The sequence below is a fragment of the Streptomyces sp. x-80 genome (genome assembly GCF_046549095.1).
In the GTDB taxonomy this organism is placed as follows: Bacteria; Actinomycetota; Actinomycetes; order Streptomycetales; family Streptomycetaceae; genus Streptomyces; species Streptomyces celluloflavus.
In genome coordinates this window covers 84,721-103,531 of sequence record NZ_JAJPWM010000017.1, presented here as the reverse complement: position 1 = coordinate 103,531, position 18,811 = coordinate 84,721, and the positions used below count along the sequence as shown (strand labels likewise).

Sequence of the window (18,811 nt, the reverse complement as noted above, 5' to 3'; positions counted from 1 at the left end):
AGACTCCGTCGGCCGCGCAGAGAAACCGGATGAACAGGCACCGCCGTAAGTGCGTGCAGCCGTGGTTCCCAGGGGCTGTTCATGGACGTCGGCCCCGGTGTGGCCGGCGATTCACGCCCGCCGCAGCGCCAGTACCGCGTTGTGCCCGCCGAAGCCGAAGGAGTGACTGATGGCGCGTTCGACGGGGTGGGACAGCGGCAGCTTGGTGACGCAGTTGATGTCGAACCCGGGGGCCGGGGCGTCGAGGTTGGCGATGGGCGGTACGACGCCGTGCTGGAGGGTCAGGACGGTCAGCCCGGCCTCGATGGCACCGGCCGCGCCCATGCAGTGGCCCAGTACGCCCTTGGGGGCGGTGACCGGCGGGCCGTGCGGGTAGACCCGGCTGATCAGGGCGGCCTCGGTGGCGTCGTTGAGCGGTGTGGAGGTGCCGTGCGCGTTGACGTGTCCGACGTCGGCGGCCTGCCAGCCCGCGTCGCGCAGCGCCGCCCGGACCGCCGCCTCGGCGATGGCGCCGGAGGGGTGCGGGCTGGTGGGGTGGTGGGCGTCGGTGGTGGCACCGGTGCCCGCGATCAGCGCGCGCGGGGCGGCGCCGCGGGACCGGGCGTCGGCCTCGCGTTCCAGCACCATGATCGCGGCGCCTTCGCCCATGACCAGCCCCGCCCGGTCGGCGGCGAACGGCCGGGACAGCAGCGCCGGGTCGCCGTCCGCGCGGGCCGCCGCACCGGACCGGCCGAAACCGGTCATGACGACCGGCACCACGATCGCCTCGGTGGCCCCGGCCACGGCGATGTCGCACTGTCCGGCGGCCAGCAGATCACGCGCCACGGACAGCGCCGTCACCCCGGACGAGCACGCCGTGCACGGCGCCATGCTGGGCCCGGTGGCGCGCATCTCGATGGCGATCTCGGCGGCCGGCATGTTCGGGATGGTGAGCAGCACGGCATGCGGTGAGGTGGCCTCGGGCCCGCGCCGGTCCAGCCGTACGGCCTGGTCGGCCAGGCCCACGGCCCCGCCGCTGCTGGTTCCGACGACGACCGCGACCCGGGTGCCGTCCCAGGTCGCGGGGTCGAGCCCGGCGTCGGCGACGGCCTCCCGCGCGGCGAGCAGCGCGAGCTTGACGTAGCGCCCCATCCGGAACGCCGACCGGCCGCCGACCGCGTCGTCGAGGTCGATACCGTCGACCGTGCAGGCGAAGTCGACGGCGCTGCCGCGGAGTTCGGGAACGGTACGGGCGAGGGAGCGGCCGGCGCACACCCCCGCCCAGGTGGCGGCGGTGTCATGGCCGGCCGGGGTGATCATCCCGAGGCCGGTGACGGCGATGGCGGGCCTGGTCATCGGCTGCCGCTCATCGCGGCGCCGCCGATGAACGCGCTGATCTCGGCGAGCGTGGCGTCCTTGTAGAGCTTGTCGGCGTCCGCGTCGACGCCCAGGTGCTCCTTGATGATGACGGCGAACTCGGCGACGGCCAGGGAGTCCATCTCCAGGCTGTCCATCGTGGAGTCCGGGCGGATGTCCTCCGCGGGCACCTTGAAGGTCTGGGTGAGCACCTCGGCGATCTTGGGGTGGAGCGTGTTCATGACGTCCCTTGTCCTCTCGTGGCCTTCGTAGATATATATGGAAAGTTGAATAACTTCGGCCGGAGCCCGGATGCCCGACACGCCAGGACATTCCGTATATTCCGGATAACTGGATTCGGATCCGCCGGTTACGGGATGCGGTGCCCTGTGGGCGCGGCTGTCCCCGGGGCGCGGCGCCCCGGACCGGTGGCCCGCCCGCACGGCTTCCCCAGCCAGTGCACGACGGCGTACGTGGTGCCCCAGTACGCCAGCAGCACGGCGCGCACGCCGGCTCCCGCCGCTGCCTCGTACATGCGGCAGGCGCCCCTCGCGCCCCTCATCGCGCCCCCCGTGAATGCGCCGCACCGCCCCGGCCGGACACCCGGGTCACGTCGGACACACCGGCCACGTCGGACGCGCCCGGTGCACCCGGCAGCGCCGGTGTGTCAGCCGCACCGGCCTCCGTGTGCCACGCCGCCTCCGGGTCGTCGTACGCGTCGACGTACCCCGGCTGCGTGATCGGCCAGCCGGCCAGCAGCTCTTCGGGCAGCGCGAACGACTCGACCACCGTGGGGGCGTGCCCGGCCACTTCGCCGATCAGCTGCTCGATGGCCTCGGGGAGTAACTCGACCTGGGCGGCGGTGAGATGACCGGCGGCCAGGAGGTCGCCGGTGTTGCGGTCGAGCCACTGGAGGGCGAAGAGCCGTTCCATGGCGTGCAGGAGGTCGCGGGCCGGCCCGGCGAGCAGACCGGCCACCGCCCCGGCGAACGCCTCGGCGGCCTGCCGGTACGCGTACGCCTCGACGGCGCGCAGCGCGGGCCCGGACGCCGCGTTCCACCGCGCCAGCGGGTCACCGCCCGGCGCCTGGCGCATCCGCTGCTGAGCGCGGACGAACCAGATGCGTTCGACGGCCGCCGCCAGCCGGCCGAGGAAACGGGTGTCGGCGAGATCGCCGGGCGCCGGACGGGCGGCCGGGGGGGCCGGCGGCGGCGTGGCGCCGAAGAGCATCGCGGCGGCCGCCTTGGCCTGTACGGCGATGTTGTCGCCCTCCGCGGTGATGGTGCCCTCGATGGCGGTCACCAGGCGGCTGATGCCGTTGTTCTCCAACAGCCCCTGCGCACCGCAGCGTTCGCGGCACTCGATGATGATGTCCCGGGCCCGCCAGGTGATCCACCCCTTGGCGATGGCCACCAGCCGCTCCGCGTCGTCCCGGTCCGCCGCGGTGTGCGCCTCCCACCGGGCGAGGGCCCTGCGGTGCAGCAGGCTCATCGCGAAGACGGTGGCCAGCGCCCCGGCGAGCGGCCCGTGGTGGCTGCGGTGCGCGGACACCGGCACCCGCTGCGTGGCCCAGGCCCCGGAGATGTGGCGGTGCCCGCCGTAGCGGACGGCGATGGCGAGCGCCGCGCGGGCGCCACCGACGGCCGAGGCGCTCATACAGAGTTTGCCCGGGGTGACCCGGCCGATCGACAGCAGGAAGCGGCGGCGGCGGTTGCCGAGGCCGCTGCGGAACTCCCCGTCGGCGCCCAGCCGTCCCTGGTCGCCCGCCAGCAGCGCGTCGCGCCCCACGAAGACCCGGTCGAACGAGGTCAGGCAGTGGTCGACCGGGCTGCCCAGCCGCGCCGGCAGTCTGCGCACCCGTACGCCCGGCAGGGCCCGGGTCCCGTCGGTCAGCGGCGTCAGGAAGAGGAACGCCCCCTGGTCGGTGCCGTCGACGAGCAGCCGGGCCGCCACCACACCGGACTTGGGGCCGCCGGCCGGGCTGGTGTTGGGCATGAACTTCTGCGCCCCGGCGTTCGGCGTGTGCAGCACGAACCCGTCCCGTCCGGCGTCGTAGGTGGCCGTGGTCTCCAGGGCCGTCGCGTCGTTGCCGTGCGCGACCTCCGTACACAGGAAGGTGCCCACCTGCCGCATCGTCAGGAAGTCGGTCAGGTCCCGGCCGCCCCCGCCGTCGGAGCCGGGCGGGAGGCCGGGACCGGGGTGGCCGGCGTGGGCGGCGGGGCCCGGTCCGTGGTCGAGGAGGCTGCCGAGGAAGAGGTTGTAGTGGATGCCCGCGACGGTGGTCAGGGCCGGGTCGACCGGGCCGAACCACTCGTGCAGCGCCGCCAGCGCGCGGGGGTCGGCGGCCAGTCGCGCACCGTTGTCGAGCGCGTCGTTGAGGGCTCTGAGCCGCCGGTACACGAGCGTGAGCCGGTCCTCGGAAGAGCCGCCCGGCATGCGGCGGAACGATTCTGTTGCGATCAGCCGCTGCCAGGGTTCGTGCTCCGTGGCGAAGTCGTCACCGAACAGCACACTCGTCAACCTGCGGGCCGTGGGCACCGCCACCGAGTTACTTTTGGTCATTAAGGTCACGCCGGGAGGAACGACCAAGGGACGGCGAGGACACTCCTCACGGTCCCTCGATCAGATCTCCGATCGGAGACCCTCGCCGACCGCCGGTGAGCGCGTCCGCCGGCCCCGCCCGGGGCCCGGTTGCGGCCGGACTCAGGCCCGTTGGAAGGCCAGCGCGACATTGTGTCCGCCGAAGCCGAACGAATGGCTGACGGCGGTCTCGGTCTGCTGCACACGCGGCTCCTTGGTGACGCAGTCGAGGTCGTAGTCGAACGGCAGCGCGTCGAGGTTGGCGATCGGCGGGATGACCCCGCGCTCCAAGGTCAGCACGGTCGCCACCGCCTCGATCGCCCCGGCCGCCGCGAGCGTGTGCCCGACCACGCCCTTGGGCGCGGTGACCGGCGGGCGGTGCGGAAAGAGCCGGGAGATCAGCCCGGCCTCCATGGCGTCGTTGAGCGGGGTCGAGGTGCCGTGCGCGTTGACGTGCCCGACCTCGTCGGGCCGCCAGCCCGCCTGGTGCACCGCCGCCGCCACCGCGGCCTGGGCGGCGGTGCCCTTCGGGTCGGGCGCGGTGGGGTGGTAGGCGTCCGTGGTGGACCCCGTCCCGGCGAGCAGCGCGCGCGGCCGCCCGCCGCGGGCCCGGACGTCGGCGGTCCGCTCCAGTACGACCACGGCGGCGCCCTCGCCGATGACGAACCCGTCCCGGTCCGCGGCGAACGGCCGCGACGCCCCGGCCGGGTCCGCCGTCCGCCGGGACAGCGCCCCCATCCGCGCGAACGCCGTCACCACCAGCGGCGTCAGCACCGCTTCGGCACCGCCGGCCACCACCACATCGCACTGCCCGGTGGCCAGCAGGTCCCGGCCCAGGGCGATCGCGCCGGCCCCCGAGGCGCAGGCGGTGGCGGGCGCCAGGCTGGGGCCGCGCGCGCCGAGCGCGATGGCGACCTCTCCCGCGGCCGCGTTGGGGATCATCATCGGCACCAGCAGCGGGGAGACCGCGTCCGGTCCCTGGGCGTCCAGCTTCCGTGCGCCGTCGATGAGTACGGAGACCCCGCCGACGCCGACGCCGAGCACCACCCCCACCCGCCCGCCGTCCCAGTCCGCCGGCGAGAGTCCGGCGTCCGCCACCGCCTGCCGGGCGGCGATCAGCGCCAGCTTCACGAACCGCGCCATCCGCCACACCGAGCGCCCGCCCACGGCCTCGTCCAGATCCAGCCCCTCGACGGCACAGGCGAAGTCCACCGGCAGCCCGGCCAGTTCGTCCTGCCGGCGGGCGGTGGAACGCCCGGCGCACAGCCCCGCCCAGAAGGTCTCCTCGTCCGCGCCGGCGGGGGTCACCAGCCCCATTCCCGTCACCGCGACGCCCGTCTCAGCTTGCGTCATGTCCTGCTCCTTTCGTCATTTCCGTTCTTGGTGTGCTTGTTGTTTCTGTCGTGCTTGCTGCTTCTGTCGTGCTGCTCGCTGCTTGCTGCTTCTGTCGTGCTTGTGGTGCTTGTGGTGCTTGCTGTGTCCGTCATTCCTGTGGTGGCTGTGGTTCCACGCGCACCGGTTGACCCACCCGTCCCGGCCGCCCCGGGCTTCCCGGGCCATCGGAACGCGGCGGAACCCCAGGTCAGCCCGCCGCCGAACGCGGTGATCAGCACCCGGTCACCCGCCGCCAGGCGCCCCGCGCCGTCCGCGTCGGCCAGTGCCAGCGGGATGGACGCCGCACCGGTGTTGCCCACCCGCTCCAGATGCGTCAGGCAGCGCTGCGCGCCGATACCCACCCGCTCGGCGACCGACCGCAGGATCCGGGCGTTCGCCTGGTGCGGGACGAAGTGATCGACCTCGGCGGCGTCCCAGCCCGCCTTCGCCAGCAGCGTCCGGCAGGAGTGGGTCATCCGCTCGACCGCGTGCTGGTACACCGCGCTCCCCCGCATCCGGAAGTACGCGTCGTCCGCGGCCGGGACACCGGCCGCCGCCCGGGACCGCGCGCCGCCGCCCGCCACCTTGATCAGGTCGTATGCCGTGCCGTCGCTGCCCAGGTCGAAGGCGAGCAGCTCGCCGGGGGCCCCGGCCGGACCCGCCGCGATCAGCGCCGCCCCCGCGCCGTCGCCGAACACCACACCCGCCGACCGGTCCGCGGGGTCCAGCCAGGTCGAGTACACATCCGCGCCCACCAGCAGCACCCGCTCGTACAGACCGGAGACCACCAGCCCGTGGCAGACCGCGAGTCCGTAGACGAAACCGCTGCACACCGCGGCGATGTCGAACGCGGGGACGGTCCCGAGCCCCAGCCGCGCCGCCAGGGCGGGCGCCGTCCCCGGGCAGAGGTGGTCCGGAGTCGCGGTGGCCAGGACCACGGCGTCCACGCGGGGCGGGTGGTCCGGGCCGCCGGGGCCCGCCGCGAGTCCGGGCAGCAGCCGGGCGGCTTCGTAGGCCAGGTCCCCGGTGGACATGTCCGGCCCGGCCCGGTGCCGGCTGACGATGCCCGTCCGGGCCCGCACCCAGGCGTCGTCCACGCCCCAGCCGGCGGGCAGCGCCTCGTTATGCACCGGCGCCCCCGGCACCCACCCGGCCACCGCCTCCAGCAGAGCGCTCCGTCCGCCGCCCTCGTCTCTCCTGTCCACCCGCTGCCCCGATCCGTCGGCCGACTCACCACGACCTGCTGACGAACGGCCCGCCCGGCAACGGGGTTGCGCCATTTCCTCCGAACGAGTGACACCTCGGGCTGACTTGAGGTTCCGGGCCCATCCCCCGGGCTTCGCCCCGTCGATGGCGGATCCGCCGGGACCGGGCGGCGGCCCCGTACGGCCCGACAGCGGGGTGCCCTGCCAGCGGAGTGCCCTGCCAGTGGGGTGCGTCGAGGGGATGAGGCGTCGGGTTGGTGACGTATCGGGGTGGCTGCGCGTCGAGTTGGTGAGGCGTGGAGTCGGTAGCGCGTGCAGTCGGTGACGCGTGACGCCTCGGGCGGACGAGTGGGAGTGGGAGACGGAGTCGGCGGCCGGGGTGGCGGCTCTGGGACAGCGGGCGCCGGACGGCGAGTTGGCGGCCGAGCCGGTACCCCAATCGGGTGTCCCGGCGGGTGACCGGGCAGGCCGTCCGACGGGTGACCCAAGTCGCAACCGCCCGAGGATAGGCCGCCGGTCGTCGTAGCGCTAAGGTCGGCTTTCCGGAATCGGACAGGATCGAAATGGCAGGGGGGGCAGCCGTCGATGGTGCGGGACGAAGCGGTCGTCGGCTGTCAGGGAGTGCTGGTCATCGCCACTCGCGGGGCGGCCGGCCCAGGTGAGGTCCTGGTGCGGATCAGGGGTGGTTCCGAGACCTTTCTCGCCTGGTCCGCCGAGCCCCTCCCGGTAGGGGCGACCGTACTCGTGATCGAAACCCGTGGCACCCGCCAGGTCGATGTCGCCGAGTGGGCCGATCCGTTGGACGCGTTGCCCGGCGCTGCCGGCGACGCCGGCTGAGGAGACGAAGGATGTTCGGTTACCGCGTTCCCGCCCCGGACGAGGCCATGCTGATCTCGGGAGGCAGGCGTGGCCAGGGGGGCGCGCCGTTCCGTGTGGTGACCGGTCACGGCAAGTTCGTGCTGCCGGTCTTCCGCAAGGTCCGTTTCCTGACCCTGGCGATGTGTGAGGCGGAGGTCGCCGAGACCTGTGTGACCCGGCAGGGCATCGCGCTGACGGTGCGCGCCGTGATCGCCTTCAAGGTCGGCAACGACACCGAGAGCGTCGTCAACGCCGGTCAGCGCTTCCTCTCCGACCAGGACCAGATGTCGGTGCTGACCGGCCGGATCTTCGCCGGACATCTGCGCTCCATCATCGGTTCGATGACGGTCGAGGAGATCGTCACGGAGCGGCAGAAGCTCGCCACCGAGGTCCTGGAGACGTCGAAGACCGAGATGGCGAAGATCGGTCTGATCGTCGACTCGTTGCAGATCCAGTCGATCGACGACGGCGACACCGGCTACATCGACGCGATGTCCGCCCCGCACAAGGCCGCCATCCAGCGGCAGGCCCAGATCGCGCAGGCGCAGGCCACCCAGGCGTCGGTCGAGGCGCAGCAGGAGGCGGCGCGCAATCAGGCCGAGTACTCCCGGCAGACCGCCATCGTGCAGGCCCAGTACTCGGCCGAGGTGGACCGCGCCCAGGCCCAGGCCGCGCAGGCCGGCCCGCTGGCGCAGGCGCACGCCCAGCAGGAGGTGCTCGCCGCGCAGACCGAACTCGCCGAGCGCGCGGCGCTCCTGCGCCAGCAGCAGTTGGTCGCCGAGGTCGTCAAGCCCGCCGAGGCGGAGGCCGAGCGGATCCGGCTGCTGGCGCTGGCCGAGGCGGAGCGGATGAAGATCCAGGCCGCGGCCGCGGCCTCGTACGACCGGGTCGCGCTGGACCGGATGCTGATCGACCAGCTGCCGCAGATCGTCAAGGAAGCCTCCGCGGGCCTCCAGGGCGCCAATGTCAATGTGCTCAACGGCGCCGACGGCCTCGGCGAGATCGCCGCGGGCCTGGTCGGCCAGGGCCTGACCATCCTCGACTCGGTCCGCCGCAACCTCGGCGCCCCGGAGGGTGCCACGGGCGGTACCCCGGCGGGCACTCCGGCAGGCGCCCCGGCGGGCCTCGCGAACGCGGACGGCGGTACGCGCAAGGCACCCGGCCGGCCCATCGAGATCGACTGACGCCCGCTCCCCGGCCCACGGGATTCCGCCCCCGGGCCGGGGACTTCTCCACCAGGAGGGGACTTCTCCACCGGCGGGGGATTCCGGCTGCTGGCCGGGGACTTCGCCGGCTGTCCGGCTCACCAGGTGGCCGAATCACATACGTCCCGGGGCCGGATCACCCCTCCGGCTGGGGCGTGCGGGGGCCCTCCGCGTCGCGCCGGCGGGCGTGGTCCACCAGACGGTTGAGTACGGCGACGGTGGTGGCCACGGCCTCGTCGTCGATACCTTCCAGGGCCTGGTGCAGGTTGGCCTGAGCGGCCTGTTGAAGGCGTTCGAGAACGGCCTTGCCGTGCGGGGTGATGGCCACCTTGCGGGCCCGGCGGTCGAGGGAGTCCGGGGTCCGTTCGACCAGGTTCTGGGACGCCAACTGGCTGATCTGGCGGGTCACATGAGGGGGTTCGACCATCAGCAGGGCGGCCAGGTCGCCGACCCGGCTGACGCCTCCGTTGGCGTCCAGGGCCATCAGCAGCCACAGGTCGGAGCGTCCCGCTTTCACACCGGCCCGAGCCGCCTGGCGTTCGTGCGCCTGGGAGCGGGTGAGGAGGTAGGACAGCGTGGCCAGCACTTTTTGCAGCGCGACGGTGGGGTCCTGGTCTCTCGCGGGGTCCGGCATGGGGGAACTTTAGCCGCCCTGTTCCGGACCGGCGGAGGGCCGTCGGAGGACTGCCCGAGGACCGGCGGGGGCCGCACGGGACGCGTGGTCGGGATGTGGCGGGCATCCGGCGGACGGGGACGACGTGGCGGCACCCGCCAGGATTGAGCCAACCTGTGGACGGCCCGGAACACCCCTTCCCCGCCACCTCGCGGTGAGTTAGCGTGTCGATAACTTACTTGCTTTAGTTAGGTAATTAAGTCGATCCCCGAGGCAACCAGTCGGTGGGACCGCGGCCGCGACTCCGGCTCACCGGCCCCCGCGTCGGTGAGCCGGCGGTATCGGGACGCCGCGGTATCGGGACGCCGCGGTGCCGGGCGAGCGGCACCGCAGTGCGGCCCGCGCCGGCTGCCGACCGCCAAGAAGTGGCGCCACCCGCACCGTTCGGCACGGCAGAGCCGTGTCCCGTTCGTGGAAGGACCAGCACCATGACGACCGCAGAACGCACAGCCGCAGCACCCACCGGCACGGAGACCGCGGGTCACCCCGGCTCCCTCACCCTCCCGGCCACGCGGGCCGCGGGCTGCCCCTTCGACCCGGCGCCCGCCGTCGACCAGGCCCGGCGCGAACAGCCGGTCACCCGGGCCACGTTGTGGGACGGCTCCCCGTGCTGGCTGGTCACCCGCCACCAGGACGTACGGGACGTACTCGGCGACCCGCGGTTCAGCTCCGAGGCCACCCGCCCGGGATTCCCCTTCCTCACCGCGGGACTGCGGGAGTTGATCACCCGCACCAGCTCCAGCTTCATCCGCCTGGACGACCCGGAGCACGCCCGGCTGCGCCGGATGCTCACCGCCGACTTCATGGTCAAGAAGGTCGAGGCGATGCGTCCCGAGGTGCAGCGCCTCGCGGACGACCTGGTGGACCGGATGACCGACGGCCGGACCTCGGCCGATCTGGTCAGCGAGTTCGCGCTGCCGCTGCCGTCCCTGGTGATCTGCCTGCTGCTCGGCGTCCCGTACGAGGACCACGAATTCTTCCAGGAGCGCAGCCGGTTGCTGCTCAGCCTCCGGTCGGCCCCCGAGGAGGTCCGTACGGCCACGGACGAACTGCTCGACTATCTGGTCCGCCTGGCAGAGTCCAAGCAGCGCGAGCCGGACGACGGCATCGTCAGCCGGCTGGTCGCCCGCGGCGAGCTCGACTTCGAGGAAGTCGCCAGCATGGGGCGGCTGTTGCTGATCGCCGGGCACGAGACCACCGCCAACATGACGGCACTGTCGACGCTCGCCCTGCTGCGCAACCCCGCCCAGCTGGCCAAGCTGCGCGAGGACCCCTCGCTGATCAAGGGGGCCGTCGAGGAACTGCTGCGCTATCTGACGATCGTGCACAACGGCGTCAGCCGGGTCACCACCGAGGACGTCACCATCGGCGGGCAGACGATCCCCGCCGGGGAGGGCGTGCTGTGCACGATCAACACGGCCAACCGCGACGACGCCGTCTTCCCCGGGGCCGACGCCCTCGACGTCAGCCGCGACGCCCGCCGCCATGTCGCCTTCGGCTTCGGCGTCCACCAGTGCCTGGGCCAGCCGCTCGCCCGGGTGGAGCTCCAGATCGCCGTGGAGACGCTGCTGCGCCGGCTGCCCGGCCTGCGGCTCGACATCCCCTTCGAGGACGTCGCGTTCCGTCATGACATGGCGATCTACGGGGTGCATTCGCTGCCGATCGCCTGGTGAGCACCCCGGCGAGGGGCCCCGCGCCCCTCGCTTCACCCCTTCATCCCCTAGCCCCTTGTATCCCTCCACCACCGGCCTCCGGGGGCCGGACCCACGATGGGAAGAGCCATGCGCGTGCACGTTGACCAGGAGAAGTGCTGCGGCGCCGGAAGCTGTGTGCTGTCGGCACCGGACGTTTTCGACCAGCGCGACGAGGACGGCATCGTCGTCGTCCTCGATGCCCAGCCGCCCGCCGAACTCCACGAGGCGGTGCGCGAGGCCGCGGCCATCTGCCCGGCCGCCGCGATCCTGCTGGAACAGGCACCGGAGCGGGTGTGACGGACCGGCACGTCAGGCACGTCCGGCGCAGCCGATACGGCCGACGCGGCTGACGCGGCCGGACCCGATAGCCGTCACGCTGCCCCGTCGCCCTGTCCCGTCCCGTGACCGCCCCGCAGGGGCCGGTCACGGGACGGACGGCTGACCGGCCGGCGCCCGGGACCGACCGGACGAGCGGGACTATTTGAAAACGAGACCCATTTCCATATAGCCTCTGGCCTCCGGCGGCGCCCGTCCGCCCCGAAGGAGGCCCCACCATGGCCGTACCCAAACGCAAGCTCTCCCGCAGCAACACACGGCATCGTCGCGCCCAGTGGAAGGCGACCGTGCCGCAGCTGGTGCCCGTCACCGTCGACGGCTCCGTGTACCAGGTCCCGCGCCGCCTGGTGAAGGCGTACCGGCTCGGCCTGATCACCCCGGAGGACTGACCGGTCATGGCGCACCCCCGGCTGCCGGTCACCGTGCTCTCCGGCTTCCTCGGCGCGGGCAAGACCACCCTGCTCAACCACGTCCTGGGCAACCGGGAGGGGCTGCGGGTGGCCGTCATCGTCAACGACATGAGCGAGGTCAACATCGACGCGGCGCTGGTGCGCGGCGGCGGCGCGGCGCTGTCCCGCACCGAGGAGCGGCTGGTCGAGATGACCAACGGGTGCATCTGCTGCACTCTGCGCGACGATCTGCTGGACGAGGTCGGCCGACTGGCCCGCGAGGGCCGCTTCGACTACCTGCTGATCGAGTCCAGCGGCATCTCCGAGCCGATGCCGGTCGCCGCCACCTTCGCCTTCCCGGCCGACGACGGCACCACGCTCGGCGAGCTGGCGCGCCTGGACACCATGGTCACCGTCGTCGACGCCGCGAACTTCCACGCCGAACTCTCCGGCGGCGACGGGCTGGCCGAGCGCGGCCTCGACCAGTACGCGGACGACGAGCGCACGGTGAGCGATCTGCTGATGGACCAGATCGAGTTCGCCGACGTCATCGTGGTCAACAAGACCGACCTGGTCGACACGGACACCGCCGTCCGGCTGCGGGCGGCGCTGACCCGGCTCAACCCGGCCGCGCGGATCCTCACCGCCACGCACGGCCGGGTGGCGCCCGCCGAGATCCTGGGCACCCGCCGGTTCGACCTGGAACGCGCCCAGCAGGCGCCCGGCTGGGTCCGGGAACTCAACGGCGACCATGTGCCGGAGACCGAGGAGTACGGCATCTCCAGCACCGTCTTCCGCGCCGACCGCGCCTTCCACCCGGGCCGTCTCTGGCGGTTCGTCACCGAGGAGCTGGACAGCGGCGCGTACGGCGAGGTCCTGCGCTCCAAGGGCTTCTTCCGGCTCGCGAGCCGCCCCGGCGTCACCGGGCTGTGGTCCCAGGCCGGCGCGGTCGCCCGGTTCGAACCCTCGGGCATGACGGCCGGGGACGGCGCCGACGCCGCGGCGGGCGACGAGGTCCAGGTCCAGGAACTGGTCTTCATCGGCACCGGCCTGCACTCCGAACGGCTGCGCACCGCCCTCACCGCCTGCCTGCTCACGGCCGGCGAACCCACCCCCGCACCCGCCGACGACCCCTTCCCGGCCTGGGACGTCCACGACACGGACGACCGCTGCGCGCACGAGCATGAACACGAGCACGAGCACAGTCATGCTCAACCGGTAGCTGTCGCAAGCTAGTTGACGGTTCGGGTGCGGCTGCCGCCGGTCTGCGGGCGGCGGGCGGCCCGTCGCGGCCACGTCGTACAGCCCGTCGTTCCGGACAGCCGTGGCCCGCCGCCCACGCGGAAACCCGGTGGAAGAGGCGGCGGGCCCGGTGCTGGGATGGCGCGATGCGGCAGGACGCGTCGGAGGTTCCGGAGAGTGTGGACCGGGGGCGGTACCCGGGGACGGTGACGCCCTGGGAGCGAGCGGGGTGGCGGGCGGCCGCCCTGGGGTGGGCGGAGCGGGAGCTGACGGCGCACGGGCTGCGCGTCACGGGCCTGCGGACGGTGCGGGTACGGCCGTGGTCCGTGCTGGTGCGGATGTCCGTCGAGGGCCACAGTGACGCGTGGTTCAAGGCCGATCCGCCCGCCAGCGCCTTCGAGGCGGGGCTGGGCGAGGCGCTGGCCCGCTGGGTCCCGGGGCATGTGGGGAGGCCGCTCGCCGTCGACGCCGGCCGCGGCTGGTCGCTCTTCCCGGACGGCGGCCCGCTCTTCAGGGACGTACTCCACCGCGCTCCCGCCGGCCCGCGTGCCTGGGAAGCGCCGCTGCGCCAGTACGCCGAGATGCAGCGGGCACTGGTGCCGTACACCGAGGAGCTCGCGGCGCTCGGTGTCCCCGACGCCCGTACGGCCGCACTCCCCGGGACCTTCGACCGGCTCGTCGGCACGAACGCCGTACTGGAGCCCGGCGACCGCACGGCGTTGCGCGAGCTGCGGCCGCGCGTCGTGGACTGGTGCGCGGAGCTCGCGGGCTCGGGTATCGCCGACTCCCTCGACCATGCCGATCTGCACGACGGTCAGGTATTCGCCCCGGAGCCGGGCCGTTTCACCTTCTTCGACTGGGGTGACGCGGCCGTCGCCCACCCCTTCGGCAGCTTGCTGGTCCCCGCCCGAGCGGCCCGCGAGCGGTACGGGCCCGAGGTGCTGCCGCGGCTGCGGGACGCCTATCTGGAGCCGTGGACGGGTGGCGGCCGTACGCCCGCCGAACTGCGGCGCGCGGTGAGCCTGGCCGGCCGGCTCGGGGCGATCGGCCGGGCCTGCTCCTGGGGACGCCTCTTCCCCGGGGTGTCCGGCACCGTGGGCGCGGTCTGCGCGGCCGAGAGCGCCCGCTCGCTGCGCGAACTCTTCGCCGCGCCACCGCTCTGAGGCACTACCGGTGACCGGCCGTCCACCGGCCGACCGCCGACCGTCCACCGCCGTACGCCCGCCCTGTTCGGACGTCGGCCACGTCCGTCCGCCGCCTCTCCGTCCCCCGTCCTCGAAAACTTTCTGGGACCGGGCGGCAACCCCGGCCCCCGCCGCACGTCGTCAGAGGTGAGGGCGCCATCAGGCGCCGTCCCGCCGAACGTGGAGCAGCCCACTGTGAACTTCTCACGCACCCCGCACCGCATCGAGTCGTCCGTGGCCGAAGGCATCGCACCGCGCCCCGCCGGCCGCATCCGCCGGCGCGGCGCGGCCGGCGCCGGACTGCTGGCGGCGGTCGCGCTGGCGGCGCTGACGGCGGCCGGCACCGCGCACGCCGACTCCTCGGCTCCGAAGGTCGCCGAGCGCCCCTCGGTCAGCACCTCGGGCGGTGCCCCCGCCCAGGCCGCCGCACCCGCCGCGCCCCGCCCCGCCGGCCACGGCAACCCGGCCGTCACCCCCGCGGCACCCCAGCCCGCCGGCCACGGCGCCTCGGCCGCCGCGCCGAAGGTGGTGAGCCCCGGCCACGGCGCCCCGACAGCCGCGCCCGGCAAGGGCGCCGAGCCGAGCCAGGCGCCGTCGGAGGGCCGCCCCGCGGTCCGTGGCGCCGGCAGCAACGGCGCACAGCCCAGCGCCGGGGTCCGCCACGACTCCGCGAAGCCGGCCGTGGAGGCCGACAGCCAAAAGCAGCTCGCCCACACCGGTGCCTCCCCCGCCGCCACCGTGGCGATGAGCGGCACCGCCGCCGGGCTGATCGCCGCGGGTGGCGGCACCATCTTCGCGGTCCGCCGCCACCGCGCCTGAGCCACGGCGCGGCGCCCGCCCGAGGAAGAGATGGATTACTCCGCCGCCTCGCACACCGCCCCGGCACGGTTCACCGTGCCGGGGCTGCGGCCTGCCGTGACACCCGGGCCGGCCCAGGGCTGGACGCCCCCGGTGCGGCGTCCGTCGCCCGGCCGGTGGCAGCGACTGCTGCGCACCGTCCGCCCGGTGTCCGCCCTCGCACCCACACCCGCACCGGCACACCACGTCGGTCCGCACCCCGGCTACACACCCGATACACCCGGCGCACCCGGCAGGCATGGCACCCCCGACGCGTCCGGCACCCCGCAGCCCACCATCAGCGAGCTCTACCATGCGCACCGGCTGAACATGGTCCGGCTGGCCGTCATGCTCGTCGACGACCGGGCGACCGCCGAGGACGTCGTCCAGGACGCGTTCACCGCGCTCTACAAGCGCCACGGCGAGCAGCTCGGCGACGTCGACAACGCCCTCGCCTATCTGCGTACCGCCGTCGTCAACGCCGCCCGCTCGGTCCTGCGGCGCCGGCGGACCGCGCGCGGCTACACCCCGCCGCACGAGGCAAACGCGCCCTCCGTCGAGGAGCTGATCGTGCTGGACGAGGAACACCGCGAGGTCTTCGCCGCCCTGAAGCAGCTGACCGCCCGCCGCCGGGAGGTCCTCGTCCTGCGGTACTGGGGCAACCTGACCGAAGCGCAGATCGCGACGGCCCTCGGGATCAGCCGCGGCTCGGTGAAGTCCCTCGCCAGCCGTGCCCTGGACTCCCTGGAGAAGATCTTGGAGGCGCGGCCGTGAACGGCAGCGGCAGCAGAACAGGCCCCGACGGCCCCTTTTCCCCCTATGGCCCCGACGGCCCCGCCCCCCACGACCCCACCGATGACCTCCCCGCCGGGAATCGCCCCACCGAGGATCACTCCGCCGGAATCCGCCCCGTCGAGGACCGGCTCCGCCGGGCGTTCGCGGCCCGCGCCGAATCGATCGACATCCGTGACCTGCGGCCCGCCGAGCCGCCGGGACCGTATCCGCGCCGCGACCGCCGTCCCGGCCCCCTGGCCCGGCTGCGCCGCTTCGGGCTGCGGCGCTTCGGACTGCCCCTGGCGGCCGCCGCCACGGCCACCGCCGCCGCGGCCGGCTATCTCGCGCTCGCCCCTGGCGACCCGCCGGCCCGCCCCGTGCCCGCGTCGTCGCCGAGCCCGGTGAGCCCGTCCCCGTCGCCCCCCGCACCCACCGGCCCGGCCCTGCGGCACACGCCCGGCGAACCGTCCACCGGCCCCGGCCTGAGCGGCAGGCCCGTCGGCCCGCGGCCCTCCGACCCGGTCCGGGTCCGCCCGCCCCGGCGCCCTGCGCAGAACACCCCGACACCGCAGCCGACGGATCAGACGGGACGCCAGATCGCCCCACCGGCCACACCCCCCTCACCGAAGACGGGCACCCCCATCCCGGCGCATTGACCCGGACGGTGTCCCCGCCCCCCGCGCCCCTCCCCCGTGCGCGCCCGCTCCGCCGACGGCCGGGGCGGGCGCGGCGAACAGCCCCCGGCCCGGGCCGGACGGCGGCGCCCCGTGCACGTCGGCCGGCGCGCCGCCAGGGTCAGCTTCCGGCAGCCGCACCGCGCGGACGCAGCGCACCGCGCGAACGTCCGCGATGCACCGCTCGGACGCCCGCAAGGGGTAACCACCGAACGCAAGCAGCAGCCCCCTGCCCGGGTCCCCGTCACCACCGGCACTCCCACCAGGCGACTCCTCCCGTCATATGGCCTTTGATCGCCTTCGTACTCCACGGCCTGGCTGCGCCCGGCGCCGCTCGCCCGGTAGGCTTTCCGTGTGATCTTCAAGCGCATCGGAAATGGGCGGCCGTATCCCGACCACGGCCGGGAGAGCACCCGCCAGTGGGCGGATGTCGCCCCGCGCCCGGTACGCCTCGACCAGTTGGTGACGACCAAGCAGCAGCTCGACCTCGAAACGCTGCTCGCCGAGGACTCGACGTTCTACGGCGACCTCTTCGCGCATGTCGTGAAGTGGCAGGGCGACCTCTATCTGGAGGACGGGCTGCACCGCGCCGTACGCGCGGCGCTCCAGCAGCGCCAGGTCCTCCACGCCCGCGTGCTCGAACTGGGCTGACGGCACCGGCCCTGCCGGCGCCCTGCCGGCGCCCGGCCGCCCCGCGCGGCCCCTCCCCCGCCCTCCGTCCCGCCCCCGTGGCCGGATTGATCCTTTTGGGTTGGGTCTTGCGCCACGGGTTGATCATTTAGTAGGCACGGCCCCTGGCCCCTACTACGCTGCGCCCATGAGCATGCTGACGCCCCCAGGCATGGGCGGTAAGAAGTACCGCGTCACGGGCGGCAGGTATCCGAGGATGCGCCGTCCCCGGCACCGCCGCCGGATCGCCCTCGTCGCCGCCGTCTCGGTCTGCGTCCTCGGCCTGGCCGGCTGGGGGACCGCACAGCTCATCGACGTCTTCGGCGGCACGAGCGGTACGGCCGACGCCGCGCCGGGCAAGGGGAGATGCCGGGACGAGGGTGCCGCGGGGCAGCACAGCGCCAGACCCGTCGCCGGCAAAGCGCTGCCCAAACCGGGCTCCCTCACCGTCAACGTCTTCAACGCCACACCGCACGGCGGACTCGCCAAGCGCACCGCCGACGAGCTGAAGAAGCGCGGCTTCAAGATCGGCGAGGTGGGCAACGCCCCGGCCGCCTTCGACAAGAAGGTCAAGACCGCCGGGGTGCTGGTCGGCCCCAAGGCCGCGGTCGACGGCCCGTTGAAGGTGCTCGCCACCCAGCTGGCCGGTGCCGAGCAGAAGACCGACGACCGCGCGGACGCCGAACTCGACCTGATCATCGGCGACGCGTTCAAGGAACTGGCCCGGCCGCAGGACGCCGAGAAGTCCCTGACCCAGCTGACCCACCCGGCCCCGGCTCCCTCCGACAGCACCAAGTGCTGACACCCGCCCGCCGCACCCGCGTCCGCTCCGCGCGGGCCGGCCGCCCCTGAAGGCGTCCGGAGAAAAACCTTCGGGCCCCTCGCCGGTCTGCGGCAAGGGGCCCGAACGCGATGATCAGGTGAGAGGGCGGGGTGGGGCGGCGGGCGGTCGGCTCAGCCGGCCGTGCCGTACATCCGGTCCCCCGCGTCGCCGAGTCCCGGCACGATGTAGCGGGCCGAGTTCAGCCGCTCGTCGACCGCCGCGGTGACCACCGTCACCGGCGCACCGGCCAGCTCGCGCTCCATGACCTCGACGCCCTCCGGCGCGGCCAGCAGGCAGATCGCGGTGACATCGTCCGCACCACGCTTGATCAGCTCGCGGATCGCCGCGACGAGCGTGCCGCCGGTGGCGAGCATCGGATCCACGACGTACACCTGCCGGCCCGAGAGGTCGTCGGGCATCCGCGTGGCGTAGGTCTGCGCCTCGTACGTCTCCTCGTTGCGCACCATGCCCATGAAGCCGACCTCGGCGGTGGGCAGCAGCCGGACCATGCCGTCCAGCATGCCCAGACCGGCCCGCAGGATCGGGACGACCATGGGCCTCGGGTGCGACAGTCGCACACCGGTGGTCGCCGTCACCGGGGTCTCGATGTCGACCTGCTCGGTACGCACGTCCCGGGTGGCCTCGTAGGCGAGCAGGGTGACCAGCTCGTCGGCGAGCCGCCGGAACGTGGGGGAGTCGGTGCGCTTGTCGCGCAGTGTGGTGAGTTTGTGCGCCACCAGCGGGTGGTCGACGACGTGGATCCGCATGACATCGACAGTAACCGAGCCGGAGACCCCCGGCGCCCGGCCCGGGGCGCCCCGCGACCATCCCGGCACCGCAGCCACACCTGCACCAAACCACCAATACAAGGGAAAGTGTGGACATACGCCTTCCAGGGAAGGCGTGCACCGTGTGCACAGACACCCGGTCCGCGGCTCCGGTACGGAGCGCGGACCTCG

Annotated in this window: 20 protein-coding genes; 12 read left to right on the top strand and 8 right to left on the bottom strand. The window is 73.7% G+C overall.

Annotated elements, in window-relative coordinates; translation table 11 throughout:
* Nucleotides 1–111: 111 nt before the first annotated feature.
* The 6 genes from ACLJWH_RS29835 to ACLJWH_RS29810 form a co-directional block, all read right to left on the bottom strand.
* Nucleotides 112–1,335: a beta-ketoacyl-[acyl-carrier-protein] synthase family protein gene (locus tag ACLJWH_RS29835; RefSeq protein WP_411144884.1), complete on the bottom strand. Its 1,224-nt coding sequence runs from the start codon at nt 1,333–1,335 to the stop codon at nt 112–114.
* Nucleotides 1,332–1,577 carry an acyl carrier protein gene (locus ACLJWH_RS29830; protein ID WP_411144883.1) on the bottom strand — a complete coding sequence of 82 codons (246 nt, stop codon included), beginning with the start codon at nt 1,575–1,577 and terminating at the stop codon, nt 1,332–1,334. Before ACLJWH_RS29830 ends, ACLJWH_RS29835 begins: the two co-directional genes overlap by 4 nt.
* Nucleotides 1,578–1,705: 128 nt before the next feature.
* Nucleotides 1,706–1,870 carry a hypothetical protein gene (locus tag ACLJWH_RS29825; RefSeq protein ID WP_411144882.1) on the bottom strand — a complete coding sequence of 55 codons (165 nt, stop codon included), beginning with the start codon at nt 1,868–1,870 and terminating at the stop codon, nt 1,706–1,708.
* A 23-nt stretch (nt 1,871–1,893) separates the two neighbouring features.
* Nucleotides 1,894–3,897 carry an acyl-CoA dehydrogenase gene (locus ACLJWH_RS29820; RefSeq protein ID WP_411144881.1) on the bottom strand — a complete coding sequence of 668 codons (2,004 nt, stop codon included), beginning with the start codon at nt 3,895–3,897 and terminating at the stop codon, nt 1,894–1,896.
* Nucleotides 3,898–4,038: 141 nt separating this feature from the next.
* Complete coding sequence (locus ACLJWH_RS29815) at nt 4,039–5,268, bottom strand: beta-ketoacyl-[acyl-carrier-protein] synthase family protein (protein ID WP_411144880.1); 1,230 nt, start codon at nt 5,266–5,268, stop codon at nt 4,039–4,041.
* Nucleotides 5,265–6,494, bottom strand: coding sequence for a beta-ketoacyl-ACP synthase 3 (locus ACLJWH_RS29810; protein ID WP_411144879.1), 1,230 nt, complete (start codon nt 6,492–6,494; stop codon nt 5,265–5,267). The genes ACLJWH_RS29815 and ACLJWH_RS29810 overlap by 4 nt, the downstream gene beginning before the upstream one ends.
* A 585-nt stretch (nt 6,495–7,079) precedes the next feature.
* On the opposite strand from ACLJWH_RS29810, the gene ACLJWH_RS29805 reads away from it, so the two are divergent.
* Nucleotides 7,080–7,331 carry a hypothetical protein gene (locus ACLJWH_RS29805; protein WP_411144878.1) on the top strand — a complete coding sequence of 84 codons (252 nt, stop codon included), beginning with the start codon at nt 7,080–7,082 and terminating at the stop codon, nt 7,329–7,331.
* An 11-nt stretch (nt 7,332–7,342) separates the two neighbouring features.
* Nucleotides 7,343–8,536, top strand: coding sequence for an SPFH domain-containing protein (locus ACLJWH_RS29800; protein WP_411144877.1), 1,194 nt, complete (start codon nt 7,343–7,345; stop codon nt 8,534–8,536).
* A 157-nt stretch (nt 8,537–8,693) separates the two neighbouring features.
* Here the strand turns inward: ACLJWH_RS29800 and ACLJWH_RS29795 are convergent, their stop codons facing one another.
* A complete protein-coding gene (locus tag ACLJWH_RS29795; protein WP_411144876.1) occupies nt 8,694–9,191 on the bottom strand; it encodes a MarR family winged helix-turn-helix transcriptional regulator in 498 nt (165 codons plus the stop codon).
* A 467-nt stretch (nt 9,192–9,658) separates the two neighbouring features.
* Here ACLJWH_RS29795 and ACLJWH_RS29790 point away from each other — a divergent pair, with 467 nt between their 5' ends.
* The 10 genes from ACLJWH_RS29790 to ACLJWH_RS29745 all read left to right on the top strand — a co-directional run bounded on the left by ACLJWH_RS29790 (nt 9,659) and on the right by ACLJWH_RS29745 (nt 17,831).
* Nucleotides 9,659–10,903 carry a cytochrome P450 gene (locus ACLJWH_RS29790; protein ID WP_411144875.1) on the top strand — a complete coding sequence of 415 codons (1,245 nt, stop codon included), beginning with the start codon at nt 9,659–9,661 and terminating at the stop codon, nt 10,901–10,903.
* Nucleotides 10,904–11,011: 108 nt separating this feature from the next.
* The gene (locus tag ACLJWH_RS29785) at nt 11,012–11,221 is read left to right on the top strand and encodes a ferredoxin (protein WP_411144874.1); all 210 of its coding nucleotides are present in this window, start codon (nt 11,012–11,014) and stop codon (nt 11,219–11,221) included.
* Between the two features lie 257 nt (nt 11,222–11,478).
* Nucleotides 11,479–11,649 (top strand): 50S ribosomal protein L32, encoded by a 171-nt coding sequence (gene rpmF, locus ACLJWH_RS29780; protein WP_052855605.1) that lies wholly within the window; start codon nt 11,479–11,481, stop codon nt 11,647–11,649.
* A gap of 6 nt (nt 11,650–11,655) precedes the next feature.
* Complete coding sequence (locus ACLJWH_RS29775) at nt 11,656–12,885, top strand: GTP-binding protein (RefSeq protein ID WP_411144873.1); 1,230 nt, start codon at nt 11,656–11,658, stop codon at nt 12,883–12,885.
* A gap of 152 nt (nt 12,886–13,037) precedes the next feature.
* Nucleotides 13,038–14,054, top strand: a complete 1,017-nt coding sequence (locus ACLJWH_RS29770; protein WP_411144872.1) for an aminoglycoside phosphotransferase family protein — start codon at nt 13,038–13,040, stop codon at nt 14,052–14,054.
* Nucleotides 14,055–14,270: 216 nt separating this feature from the next.
* Entirely contained in the window at nt 14,271–14,894 is a 624-nt protein-coding gene (locus tag ACLJWH_RS29765) for a hypothetical protein (RefSeq protein WP_411144871.1), read from the top strand.
* Between the two features lie 30 nt (nt 14,895–14,924).
* Nucleotides 14,925–15,686 carry a sigma-70 family RNA polymerase sigma factor gene (locus tag ACLJWH_RS29760; protein WP_411144870.1) on the top strand — a complete coding sequence of 254 codons (762 nt, stop codon included), beginning with the start codon at nt 14,925–14,927 and terminating at the stop codon, nt 15,684–15,686.
* Nucleotides 15,683–16,342 carry a hypothetical protein gene (locus tag ACLJWH_RS29755; RefSeq protein ID WP_411144869.1) on the top strand — a complete coding sequence of 220 codons (660 nt, stop codon included), beginning with the start codon at nt 15,683–15,685 and terminating at the stop codon, nt 16,340–16,342. The genes ACLJWH_RS29760 and ACLJWH_RS29755 overlap by 4 nt, the downstream gene beginning before the upstream one ends.
* 372 nt (nt 16,343–16,714) lie before the next feature.
* Complete coding sequence (locus tag ACLJWH_RS29750) at nt 16,715–17,011, top strand: type II toxin-antitoxin system VapB family antitoxin (protein WP_003986294.1); 297 nt, start codon at nt 16,715–16,717, stop codon at nt 17,009–17,011.
* 166 nt (nt 17,012–17,177) lie between these two features.
* Nucleotides 17,178–17,831: a LytR C-terminal domain-containing protein gene (locus ACLJWH_RS29745; protein WP_411144868.1), complete on the top strand. Its 654-nt coding sequence runs from the start codon at nt 17,178–17,180 to the stop codon at nt 17,829–17,831.
* 152 nt (nt 17,832–17,983) lie between these two features.
* Here the strand turns inward: ACLJWH_RS29745 and upp are convergent, their stop codons facing one another.
* Nucleotides 17,984–18,619: a uracil phosphoribosyltransferase gene (gene upp, locus ACLJWH_RS29740; RefSeq protein WP_052855613.1), complete on the bottom strand. Its 636-nt coding sequence runs from the start codon at nt 18,617–18,619 to the stop codon at nt 17,984–17,986.
* Between the last annotated feature and the right edge of the window lie 192 nt (nt 18,620–18,811).

Coding starts and splice junctions, on each gene's coding strand:
- ACLJWH_RS29835 (WP_411144884.1), bottom strand. CDS start 1,335: ATGACCAGGCCCGCCATCGCCGTCACCGGCCTCGGGATGATCACCCCG.
- ACLJWH_RS29830 (WP_411144883.1), bottom strand. CDS start 1,577: ATGAACACGCTCCACCCCAAGATCGCCGAGGTGCTCACCCAGACCTTC.
- ACLJWH_RS29825 (WP_411144882.1), bottom strand. CDS start 1,870: ATGTACGAGGCAGCGGCGGGAGCCGGCGTGCGCGCCGTGCTGCTGGCG.
- ACLJWH_RS29820 (WP_411144881.1), bottom strand. CDS start 3,897: ATGACCAAAAGTAACTCGGTGGCGGTGCCCACGGCCCGCAGGTTGACG.
- ACLJWH_RS29815 (WP_411144880.1), bottom strand. CDS start 5,268: ATGACGCAAGCTGAGACGGGCGTCGCGGTGACGGGAATGGGGCTGGTG.
- ACLJWH_RS29805 (WP_411144878.1), top strand. CDS start 7,080: ATGGTGCGGGACGAAGCGGTCGTCGGCTGTCAGGGAGTGCTGGTCATC.
- ACLJWH_RS29800 (WP_411144877.1), top strand. CDS start 7,343: ATGTTCGGTTACCGCGTTCCCGCCCCGGACGAGGCCATGCTGATCTCG.
- ACLJWH_RS29795 (WP_411144876.1), bottom strand. CDS start 9,191: ATGCCGGACCCCGCGAGAGACCAGGACCCCACCGTCGCGCTGCAAAAA.
- ACLJWH_RS29790 (WP_411144875.1), top strand. CDS start 9,659: ATGACGACCGCAGAACGCACAGCCGCAGCACCCACCGGCACGGAGACC.
- ACLJWH_RS29785 (WP_411144874.1), top strand. CDS start 11,012: ATGCGCGTGCACGTTGACCAGGAGAAGTGCTGCGGCGCCGGAAGCTGT.
- rpmF (WP_052855605.1), top strand. CDS start 11,479: ATGGCCGTACCCAAACGCAAGCTCTCCCGCAGCAACACACGGCATCGT.
- ACLJWH_RS29775 (WP_411144873.1), top strand. CDS start 11,656: ATGGCGCACCCCCGGCTGCCGGTCACCGTGCTCTCCGGCTTCCTCGGC.
- ACLJWH_RS29770 (WP_411144872.1), top strand. CDS start 13,038: ATGCGGCAGGACGCGTCGGAGGTTCCGGAGAGTGTGGACCGGGGGCGG.
- ACLJWH_RS29760 (WP_411144870.1), top strand. CDS start 14,925: ATGGATTACTCCGCCGCCTCGCACACCGCCCCGGCACGGTTCACCGTG.
- ACLJWH_RS29745 (WP_411144868.1), top strand. CDS start 17,178: ATGAGCATGCTGACGCCCCCAGGCATGGGCGGTAAGAAGTACCGCGTC.
- upp (WP_052855613.1), bottom strand. CDS start 18,619: ATGCGGATCCACGTCGTCGACCACCCGCTGGTGGCGCACAAACTCACC.